General features: G+C 55.3%; 6 protein-coding genes, 8 tRNA genes and 1 rRNA gene. All 15 read right to left on the reverse strand.

The genetic code is table 11. From position 1 onward, the window contains the following. Positions 1-357: 357 nt before the first annotated feature. Entirely contained in the window at positions 358-1,710 is a 1,353-nt protein-coding gene (glmM, locus tag C8P63_RS11125) for a phosphoglucosamine mutase (protein WP_108024156.1), read from the reverse strand. A gap of 29 nt (positions 1,711-1,739) precedes the next feature. Beyond that, the gene (locus C8P63_RS11130) at positions 1,740-2,939 is read right to left on the reverse strand and encodes a CdaR family protein (protein ID WP_108024158.1); all 1,200 of its coding nucleotides are present in this window, start codon (positions 2,937-2,939) and stop codon (positions 1,740-1,742) included. After that, on the reverse strand, positions 2,932-3,744 hold the full coding sequence (gene cdaA, locus C8P63_RS11135) for a diadenylate cyclase CdaA (protein WP_108024160.1): 813 nt from the start codon (positions 3,742-3,744) through the stop codon (positions 2,932-2,934). The genes C8P63_RS11130 and cdaA overlap by 8 nt, the downstream gene beginning before the upstream one ends. A gap of 152 nt (positions 3,745-3,896) precedes the next feature. Next, on the reverse strand, positions 3,897-4,469 hold the full coding sequence (sigW, locus tag C8P63_RS11140) for an RNA polymerase sigma factor SigW (protein WP_108024162.1): 573 nt from the start codon (positions 4,467-4,469) through the stop codon (positions 3,897-3,899). Positions 4,470-4,738: 269 nt separating this feature from the next. Further along, positions 4,739-7,516: a phosphoenolpyruvate carboxylase gene (gene ppc, locus C8P63_RS11145; RefSeq protein ID WP_108024164.1), complete on the reverse strand. Its 2,778-nt coding sequence runs from the start codon at positions 7,514-7,516 to the stop codon at positions 4,739-4,741. Between the two features lie 241 nt (positions 7,517-7,757). Continuing rightward, positions 7,758-8,660: an arginase gene (rocF, locus tag C8P63_RS11150; protein ID WP_108024166.1), complete on the reverse strand. Its 903-nt coding sequence runs from the start codon at positions 8,658-8,660 to the stop codon at positions 7,758-7,760. Positions 8,661-8,991: 331 nt separating this feature from the next. Continuing rightward, positions 8,992-9,066: transfer RNA gene (locus C8P63_RS11155), tRNA-Gly, on the reverse strand. Positions 9,067-9,076: 10 nt separating this feature from the next. Next, positions 9,077-9,152: transfer RNA gene (locus C8P63_RS11160), tRNA-Lys, on the reverse strand. Between the two features lie 8 nt (positions 9,153-9,160). Continuing rightward, a tRNA-Gln gene (locus tag C8P63_RS11165) sits at positions 9,161-9,235 on the reverse strand. 4 nt (positions 9,236-9,239) lie between these two features. Beyond that, a tRNA-Tyr gene (locus C8P63_RS11170) sits at positions 9,240-9,324 on the reverse strand. A 24-nt stretch (positions 9,325-9,348) separates the two neighbouring features. Beyond that, positions 9,349-9,424, reverse strand: a tRNA-Val gene (locus C8P63_RS11175). A gap of 33 nt (positions 9,425-9,457) precedes the next feature. Next, positions 9,458-9,533, reverse strand: a tRNA-Glu gene (locus C8P63_RS11180). Positions 9,534-9,537: 4 nt separating this feature from the next. Then, positions 9,538-9,613: transfer RNA gene (locus tag C8P63_RS11185), tRNA-Thr, on the reverse strand. 3 nt (positions 9,614-9,616) lie between these two features. Beyond that, positions 9,617-9,691, reverse strand: a tRNA-Asn gene (locus C8P63_RS11190). Between the two features lie 104 nt (positions 9,692-9,795). After that, positions 9,796-9,887, reverse strand: a 5S ribosomal RNA gene (gene rrf / locus C8P63_RS11195); the annotation flags it as partial.

Genomic DNA, 9,887 nt, shown 5'->3' on the forward strand with positions numbered 1-9,887 from the left:
CTTTTGTTTTCCCGGTGGGCACCGTACCGGAACTTTTGTCGAACGGGTCGCCCCGTTCTTTTGTGTTCCGGTTCCTCGGCTCCGGTGCATGAGCCGGGAGGTATCCGCCGAAAACTCGATTGTCCTCCACCTCGTCAACTGCGGCGTCCACCGCAGTCCTGGCGCTTTACGACAATGGATAGAAATGATGGCGGCCCTTGGCTTTTCTGACATCACCTCCTTAAATGCAACTAATACTATGCTATGCAAGGACTCCCTGTTTGTAAAGTTAAGAAACCATGAAGACAGCCGAAAAGGGGGTCCAAGGCGACCGCCTTCATGGTTTTCCATCCCCTGGGGGGCGGGAGTGAAATCGGTTCAGGACAATTGGGCCCGGACAACCTCGGCGATTTCATTTACATAGGATTCCAGTTGTTTCTCGTCGGGACCTTCCGCCATCACCCGGATCAACGGCTCGGTTCCCGAGGGTCGGACCAGGACCCGACCGTCGTTACCCAGCTTTTGCTCCACTTCGTCGATCTTTTTCCGAATTGCTTCGTTCTGCTCCCAGCCGTTTTTTTCCTTCACCCGGACATTCACCAGGATCTGCGGATATTTGGTCATCATCTGAGCCAGCTGGTTCAGCGTCGTGGCTTTTTCCTTGACCACGCGCAACAATTGGAGAGCGGTCAGCATTCCGTCTCCGGTGGTGTTATGGTCGAGGAAGATCACATGGCCCGACTGCTCACCGCCCAGGTTGAACCCCCCCCGGCGCATTTCCTCCATCACGTAACGGTCCCCGACCTTGGTTTTTTCAGTCCGGATTCCCATGGATTCGGCTGCTTTGTACAGACCGATGTTGCTCATCACCGTCGTGACGATGGTGTCTTTCGTCAACTCGCCGACTTCCTTCATAAAACTGCCGCAGATTAAGAGGATATGGTCTCCGTCCACGATCTGACCTTCTTCATCGACGGCGATCAGCCGGTCGGCATCCCCGTCAAAGGCAAGCCCCAGATGGGCATTCCGTTGTAACACTTCCTGCCTGAGGCTCTCCGGGTGGGTGGAGCCGCAGTCCACGTTGATGTTCACTCCGTCCGGATCAGCATGGATCGCCGTCACGTCGGCTCCCAGTTCCCGGAGTAGCGTGGGTGCCAGGTTGGAAGCGGCTCCATTGGCACAATCCACGACGATATCCATTCCGCAAAGGTCGGTCTGAATCGTGGACTGAAGATGTTGAAGATACTGTTTGACGGCGTCCCGGCGGTCTTCCGACCGTCCGATCCCTTCTCCTTCGGGGCGCGGCAAACGATCTTCTTGATCCAGCAGGTCTTCGATTTCCTTCTCCAGCTCATCGGTCAACTTGAATCCGTCATGGCCGAAAAATTTGATTCCGTTATCCGTAAAAGGGTTGTGGGAAGCGGAGATCATCACCCCGGCACTGGCACCCCATTCCCGGGTGAGATAAGCGACACCCGGAGTGGAGACGACGCCCAAACGGGCCACGTCCACACCGATGGACAACATCCCCGCTACCAGCGCTGATTCCAGCAGTTCTCCGGAAAGCCGGGTGTCACGCCCGACCAGCACCCGGGGCTTTTTTCCCTTTTCGTCATTCCGGTTCTTGGTCAGCACGTACGCCCCGGCCCGTCCCAGGCGGTAAGCCAGTTCGGGTGTCAGCTCGCGGTTGGCGACACCCCTGACGCCGTCGGTCCCAAAGTATTTACCCATGTTTCTCCTCCTTCGAACAACCAACGTCTCTATTTTTGAATCCGAACGGTCACCGTCGGTTTTTCCGACAGGCGAAGATAATCCGGCAGGTCGGCTTCCACAGGCACTTGATGCTCCCCGGTGCCCAGCCCGGCCAGGTTGACATAAGCCTTTACATCCGACTCATCCACCGCCAATCGGGAAGGCGCACCGAAAAGGGTCAGATCCATACGATCCGGCCCCGCGATTTCCGCCTCCCCCCCCTTTTTCAAACCGCGGGTTCCGATCGGAACATCTTCCAGCATCTTTTCCTTTCCCTTGACGATCTTCACCCGGACCGTCACCCGTTCAGGGTTCACCTTGACGGCTTTCCCCGTAAGGGGAACCGACATTTCAAAAGTGCGGTCGTCTTTCGCCTCGGACAGATTTAACCGGGGACCCGGGTAGCTCTTTAAATCCGCCAGATAAGACGCCGGCCCGTAAACCGTCACCTGATCGATATTCATCTTCAGATCCTCCACGGCGTAACCATTGGCCGGGAATACCACTTTGCCCATCCTCAGGGGAACCTTTTTGCTGGAGCTGGTGATGGGAACTTTTACAACGACGGAGTCCGGTTCGATCTGCACCCCGTCCAACTTCCCGTTTTCCCCGTATACTTGTAACGAGACGGAACGGGAGATCGTTTCCGTCGCTCCCTGGGCATTCATCACCGCTTTGACCGCCCGAATCTGATCCAGTTTTTCTTTGGGTCCGCTAACCCGGACTTTGCCGGGATCCACGGCCGGCTCACCGGTATGGTAGTTCTCGGCGGGTGTTCCAATAACTTCTATTTCCACCGGCATCACTTTGCTTTGCTTTTCCTTCAGGGTCACATTCACGGTCCGGGGGCGGCTTACCACCTCCACACCCGGCAACCCTTTTTTCTTTACCTGGATCGGTATGTTCCGGTGAACGCCCGCCCCTCTGTCCTTCAGATCCACATAGGCTTCCAGACGGGATTCGTCCAGGCGTTTCATGGAAGGGGCGGGCCCTTTGACCCGAAGGGTGACGGTCTGGGGAAGTCCGCTCACATCAAACCGATCTTTATCATATTCCACCTTCAGGGGAACGTTGTAAACCAGGTTGCTGACATCCCCATCCCTTTCCCCGAAGGGATTGGTCTCGTCGTTCACCATCATCCACATCATCACAGCCAACAGGAGCGCGACCACTTTGACCACGGTATTGTTCTGAAGCCACTTATCCATCCGCCTCCCCCTTCCGGTGCCAAAAAGGCGATTCTTTCCCGGGGGGCTTCAATTCTTTATAGAGGCGGGAAATCAGCTCCTCATCCGATAAACCCCGCTCCAGTTGTCCTTGAACTGCGAGCGAAATCCGCCCCGTCTCTTCCGACACGATGATGGCCACGGCATCGGTTACCTCGCTGATCCCCATTCCCGCCCGGTGGCGGGTACCCAACTCCTTGCTGATGAAGGGGTTTTCCGACAAGGGTAAATAACACCCGGCAGCCACCACCCGGTCATGGCGCACCACCACGGCTCCGTCGTGAAGCGGCGCATTGGGCGTGAAGATGTTGGACAGAAGTTCCGATCCCAGATGGGCATCCAGTTCAATGCCTGATTCCACATAATCGGACAGACCGGTTTGCCTTTCCACCACAATCAGAGCCCCAATCCGCCGTTTGGTCAGATAGGCGACCGCTTTGACCATTTCCCCCACGGCCTTGGTGATCATCTGTTCGTCCTCCCGGGCACTCCGGTTGAAGAACCGTCCCCGCCCCAGCTGTTCGAGGGCCCGGCGAAGCTCGGGCTGAAAGATGATGATGATCACGATGATTCCCCAGGAAAAAAGGGTTTCCGTCAGCCACTGAAGGGTCGACAGCTCAAAGAAGTTGGACAGCACCCAGACCAGGAGGACGACACTGATTCCCTTCAAGAGCTGAACAGCACGGGTTCCTTTGACCAGCATCAACAGTTTATAAATAATATAGCTGACAATGAGAATGTCGACGATGTCATTCACATATTGAGTGATGCCATCCAGTAAACGCATTGGCCCCCTCCACAAGTCCCATCCTTTGTTTAGTATACGACCGACCGAAACAAGCTCATTCTCCTTATCCATTCATTATGCGATAAGGAGTAAAAAAAAGAAATGCCCCGGGGCGTAATTCCAAGGATATATACAGGGAGAGGGATAAGCCTTCAGACGGAGGAGGCCAAACGGCGGACGAGAGCCTTCCTCCCCCGGTGAACCCGGGTTTTCACCGTGGTGACAGGCATTTGGAGTTTTTCCCCGATCTCGGAAAGCGGCATCTGCTGGATGTACCTCAAGAGCATCACCGAGCGATAGTTGGAGGGAAGCGCCCGAAGAGCCCGTCTTACTTCCCATTGTTGTTCCCGGTCGATTAACCACTCCTCCGGTGTCTTTTCCCGGGAGGCCACAAAATGGTACCAACACCCCCCCTCTTCCCGTCCGAGCGGGGCGTCCAGATGAACTTCCGCTTTTTTCTTCCGGATCCGGTCGATGCACAGGTTGGTGGCAATCCGGTAAATCCATGTGGAAAATGGATGCCGGCAGCTGAAACGGTGGAGATGAATGTAGGCCCGAAGAAAGGTCTCCTGGACGATATCCTCCGCTTCCTGGGCGTGGTTCAGCTTCTGATACGCCAAGGAGTAAATTCTGCGCCGGTACGGATACACCAACCTCGCGAAAGCAGCCCGGTCACCCGACCGCACGCGTTTGATCCATTCAAGTTCATCCCGGTTTTTGATCATATTGTCCGTTCCCGCCTTTTCCTGTAGTTAGCCTCCAGCTGACAACCCTTCGTGTGGGTCGGCCCCATGAAAAAAGCTCCCCGCAGGAAGCCTTTTTCATGGGGTCGACCCAACGGCGAAAAACCGTACCCTTTTCTAACGTCAGGAAAATGTTTCTTTTTCTACTGTCCATAGTAAAGGATGGATCAACCCTTTTCTACACTTTTCAACGCATTTCGAGATGCGGATCCGAAAATAGGACTTTTGGGTTAAGACTGGGCCGCGAGAGGTTATCCCGTATTGCGTAAACCCGCCGCGATGCCGTTGATGGTCAGCAACACTTGCTCCAACTCATTTTTGCGGGTTTCAGGATCTTCATCTTCCCGGATCAGCCCCAAAAGGTAAACCTGGATAAAGCTCAAGGGATCAACATACGGGTTTCTTAACCGGATGGACTCCTGGATCACCGGGATATGATCGAGGATATCGTCCTGACCGGTGATGGCCAGCACCACTTCCTTGGTTCGGCGATATTCCTCTTCGATGGTGGGGAAGACCCCGTTTCGCACCTCAGGATCCCGGGCAAGGGTGGAATACTCCCGGGCGATCACCAGATCCGCTTTTGCCAAGGCCATCTGGAGGTTATCGATCAGGGAACGGAAGAACACCCAGGACTCGTACATCTCCTTCAGCCGTTCCAGTCCACCTTCCCGCCGGGCGATCTCCTGCAGCCCGCTTCCCGCGGCAAACCAGGCCGGGAAGAGATTTCGGCTCTGTGTCCAGGAGAAAACCCATGGAATGGCACGCAGGTTTTCAAAGGCCTGGCTGTTTTTTCGGCGGGTGGGGCGGGATCCGATTTTCATCTCCCCGATTTCCGGCAGGGGAGTCGAGGCATTGAAATAAGGAAGGAAATGGGGGTTGTCAAACACAAAGGACTGATAGCATTTCAGCGCCCGCTTCGAGATCTCCTCCATCGTGTCCACCCACTGGGTCGGCAGGGACCGGGTCCGACCCGCATATGCGCTGGCAGCGGAAGTCAGAAGGGCGGAGGTGGCCTGTTCCAGGCTCCGGTAAGCGATGGGTTTCAAAGCGTATCGGGAAGAAAGGACTTCCCCCTGTTCGGTGATTTTGACTCCTCCCGCCAGGGTTTCCGGGGGCTGGGCCTGGATGCTCTGGTTCAGCGGCCCGCCGCCGCGGCCCAAAGCTCCCCCGCGTCCGTGAAAAAAGCGGACGTTCAGACCGTATTCCCGTGAAAGGCGGTACAGGTCCTTCTGGGCGCGGTACAGTTCCCAGTTGGCCGTTACCATTCCCCCGTCCTTGTTGCTGTCGGAATACCCGAGCATGATCTCCTGAACAGGGTGGCCGTTGTGGTGATCGGGAGAGTAGCTGGGATGGCGGTAGTAGTCTTCCATGATTTCTTTCGCCCGATGGAGGTCGTCGATCGTCTCCAGCAGGGGGACCACGTGAAGGGAGGATTCCACTTTACCGTTCTGCTGGCGCCACAGTCCGACTTCCTTGGCAAACAGCACCACTTCCAGAAGATCGCTGGTTCCCTGAGTCATGCTGATCAGATAGTTGCGGATCGCCTCGTCTCCGAATTCCTTTTTGGCCTCGGCGATCGTGGAAAAGAGGTTCAAGATCTCTTGGGTCTCCTCCGAAAACTTCATGAAGGAGGAGGTCAGCGGGCGGGGGTCCGCCAGCAGTTCGGTGAGAAGCTCCTGCTTTTCCTCTTCTCCAAGACTTGCATAATCCTCCACAATTCCGAGGGATGCCAGGATCTCCGTCAGGGCGCTTTCATGTTCACCGCTGTCCTGCCGAATGTCCAAAACCAGCAGATGGAAACCGAACAGCTCCACCTGACGGATCAGGCGGGCCAAGGGTCCGTCGGCGATGGACTGGGCGTGGTGGGTGCGCAGGCTCCGGTCGATCAGCCGGAGGTCTTCCAGAAAATCGGTCGCGTTTTCATACGCGCCTTTCTCCTTCATCCCGCTTCGGGTGTGCTTCAAGCGGGCGAGGATAAAGGTCAGCTTTCGACGGTACAACTCCTGTTCGTTTCTCCATTCCCCTTCCCCGATATCCCCGAGGGTCACTTCCGCCTCGTCTTGTTTGACCGATTCCCGCAGAAAATCGGGGATGTGAACCAGGCGGGTGGAGTGGCTCAATTTTTCAATTAACTCGCGGACACTTTGCTCGTACTTGCGGATCACGAGGTTCCGCTGCATGCGGAGCGTCTGCCAAGTGACTTCCGAAGTAACCCAGGGGTTTCCGTCCCGGTCCCCCCCGATCCAGGAGCCGAAACGCAGATAACAGGGAACATGCCACTGCTTTTCGGGATAATGTTTTTCCAGACTATTCTCCAATTCCCGGTGGATCTCCGGCAACACGTCAAAAAGCGTTTCATCCATGTAATAAAGGCCGTTCCGGACTTCATCGATCACGGTGGGTTTCCGGTGGCGCAACTCGTCACTCTGCCACAGCGTGAGAACTTCGGCAAGCAGCTGGGTTCTCACTTGCTCCCTTTCCCCGTCTGTAAGAAGAGGATCGTCCAGTCGGGCAACGCCCTCGGCGATCCGTTGATGGATGTCCAGGATCGTTCTTCGCACCGCTTCCGTTGGGTGGGCGGTCATCACCAGTTCCAGCGACAGGTTGCCCAGGAGTTCGTCCACCTGTTCGGCGGTCAACCCTTCCTCCTTCAAGGAACGGACGGCACTTTCGATGGAGAAGGGCTGGGCGGCGTCAGAAGCCCTCCGATATTCCCGGTGCCGACGGATCCGGTGGTTTTGTTCGGCAATATTAACCAATTGAAAGTAAAGTGCGAAGGCCCGGATGACGTCGCGGCGGACCTCCGGTGACAATCGACGGATCTGTTCTTTGCACTTCTCCAGCAACTTCGGGTCGTGGGTGGAACGGAGCTCTTTCGTCAGCTCCCGTATTTTTTCCACGTGTTCCAAGAGGGTCGGGCCTCCTTGCATGACCAACACTTCCCCCAGAATATTCCCGAGGAAGCGAACATCCTTTCTGAGCGGCATCTCTTTACGCGGCTCCGTCGTATGGGTTCCTTCATTCATGGGAGTCCTTCACCTCTCATTTTCCAGATGAAATCGACGGATCGTTCAAAACTTTTTGCACCGGACAGATCCTTGTTTTTTGATATCCCCGGATCCGGATGGAAAAGCCTTGTATCCATTGTACCAAAAGGATGATCTTTATAAAGGGAGATGAATGGTTATTACACCTGACGAACCAAGCTCCGGTGTCCTCTATGAAAAAAGGCCCCCGCATTCTCCGCGGAGGGTCCGGATACCCGTTTTACAACACTTTTTCTCCAAACACGGAACCGATCAAGGCCACTGCCGCTTTGGCGGTACGGTTGCCGTGGTCCAGTATGGGATTGACTTCCACGAACTCCGCCGAGGTCAGAAGGTCGGCTTCCGCCAGCATCTCCATCGCCAGGTGACTCTCGCGGTAAGTGATCCCGCCCGCCACCGGCGTGCCGACACCGGGGGCGTCGTGAGGGTCCAAACCGTCCAGATCCAGGCTGAGGTGCACCCCGTCGGTACCTTCCGACACGATCTTGAGGGACTCCTCCATGACGGCTCCCATTCCCATGCGGTCGATGTCATGCATGGTAAAAACCTTAATGCCCCGTTCCCGGATCAGCACCCGTTCTCCTTCGTCCAGCTGACGGGCTCCGATAATGACCACATTTTCCGGTTGGATTTTCGGTGCGAACCCGCCGATGTTCACCAGATCCGGATGCCCCAATCCCAAACCGACGGCAAGCGGCATTCCGTGAATGTTTCCGGAAGGACTGGTTTCCGCTGTATTCAGATCTCCGTGGGCATCGAACCAAATGACCCCCATGCGCTTGTGGTGCTTGGCCATGCCGGCGATCGTTCCGATGGCAATGCTGTGATCGCCGCCCAGGATCAGCGGAAAACGGCCGGTTCTTACGACTTTGTCGATGGTGCTCGCCAGTTCTTTGCTGACCTCGGTGATCTCCCGGAGATACTTCAACTGCAATTCACCGACATCATAGGATTCCGGGGTGGGGACCATCAGATTTCCATGATCTTGCACATCCCATCCAAGCCCGGTCAACTTTTCCTTGACGGAAGCATACCGAATCGCACTGGGACCCATGTCCACACCACGCCGGTCCGCTCCCAGATCCATCGGTACCCCGATGATGGTGATTTTCTTGTTTTTCATCTGAACGATCCCTCGACTTTCTCTGGTTGTCTGATCATTGATCTCCCTGACATTTTAACATATCCACAACTGAGGATCTTCTTGAAACACAAATATCAGTCCTTATATACACTTTTTAGTGTTATAACGATTATATGTCAGTTATTATGAATAAAACATTGAATAAAAGAGATGAAAGCGTTGGAATGAGCTCTGACCCCAAATGGGATTGTGTGAGGTTTGAGGACTTCGGTTTTTTCAACTGAATCCTTATACAATACAAAAAACCGGAGTATGCCTCCGGTTTGCCACAAATAATAAAAAACCACCTGTTTCACAGGTGGTTTCAAAGTGGAGCGGAAGACGGGATTCGAACCCGCGACCCCCGCCTTGGCAAGGCGGTGCTCTACCACTGAGCCACTTCCGCATAAATTGGTTGGTGACCCATCCAGGATTCGAACCTGGGACACCCTGATTAAAAGTCAGGTGCTCTGCCAGCTGAGCTAATGGGTCGGAATGAATGGCTGGGGCGGTAGGGATCGAACCTACGCATCACGGAGTCAAAGTCCGTTGCCTTACCACTTGGCTACGCCCCATCGATGGTGGAGGGGGTAGGATTCGAACCTACGAAGGCAGAGCCGGCAGATTTACAGTCTGCTGCGTTTGGCCACTTCGCTACCCCTCCGAGATTCCCACCTCTTCATTTGGGTGGTGGACGGTGCAGGGCTCGAACCTGCGACCCCCTGCTTGTAAGGCAGGTGCTCTCCCAACTGAGCTAACCGTCCCAATGGACACGCCGGAGTCATCCCGGCGATGTGTGGTGACCCGTAGGGGATTCGAACCCCTGCATGCCAGCGTGAAAGGCTGGTGTGTTAACCGCTTCACCAACGGGCCTTGATGGAGCTCCCAACCAGACTCGAACTGGTGACCTCTTCCTTACCATGGAAGCGCTCTACCGACTGAGCTATGGGAGCAGGTGGCTCCTCAGGCAGGACTCGAACCTGCAACCTACCGGTTAACAGCCGGGCGCTCTACCATTGAGCTACTGAGGATCAAAAACCATGTTCCGCTTTCCGGCGGACAAGTTATATTATATAACGTTTCTCAGGTAATATCAAGAGAAACTTTTTCCTTTTCTTCGGCCAATAAGGCCTCTGCCTGGCAACGTCCTACTCTCCCGGGGGCTCCCGCCCCAAGTACCATCGGCGCTGGAGGGCTTAACTTCCGTGTTCGGGATGGGAACGGGTG

Source organism: Melghirimyces profundicolus (assembly GCF_003054245.1).
In the GTDB taxonomy this organism is placed as follows: Bacteria; Bacillota; Bacilli; order Thermoactinomycetales; family DSM-45169; genus Melghirimyces; species Melghirimyces profundicolus.